This window comes from Ramlibacter aquaticus (assembly GCF_015159745.1).
Classification (GTDB): Bacteria; Pseudomonadota; Gammaproteobacteria; order Burkholderiales; family Burkholderiaceae_C; genus Ramlibacter; species Ramlibacter aquaticus.
The window spans coordinates 1-450 of the sequence record NZ_JADDOJ010000191.1 but is presented as its reverse complement, the minus strand read 5'-3'; the positions used below and the strand labels follow the sequence as shown (position 1 = coordinate 450).

At 66.0% G+C, this 450-nt stretch carries 1 protein-coding gene; it reads left to right on the top strand.

Annotated features, from left to right (window positions below):
- Positions 1-450: TrbI/VirB10 family protein (locus IM725_RS20085; RefSeq protein ID WP_193782404.1), on the top strand; the 450-nt coding region annotated here is incomplete at both ends.

The window sequence follows — 450 nt, the reverse complement described above, 5'->3', positions numbered from 1 at the left end:
CGCCATACCAGGTAATGGCCGGAACGGTGATCGCGGGTGCGCTGGTGACAGGTATCAAGTCGGACTTGCCGGGCGACGTGATCGCCACGGTGACGGAGCCGGTCTACGACACGGCGACGGGCAAGTTCCTGCTGATCCCGCAGGGCTCGCGCATCCTGGGCAAGTACAACAGCCAGGTGAGCTACGGGCAGAGCCGCGTGCAGGTGGTGTGGAACCGCATCATCCTGCCGGACACGTCTTCGCTGAAGCTCGACAACCTGGCTGGCACTGACCCGGCCGGATATTCCGGCCTTGAAGATGGCGTCGATTGGCATTGGGATCGCGTCTTTGCTGGCGCGGCGCTGACCACGCTGCTGGGCGTGGGCGCCGAGTTGGCCGCGCCGGAGAACCGGCAGAACGGCAACCGCATCGTGATTGCCGGGCGCGACAGCGCGCAGGACAGCGTGAACC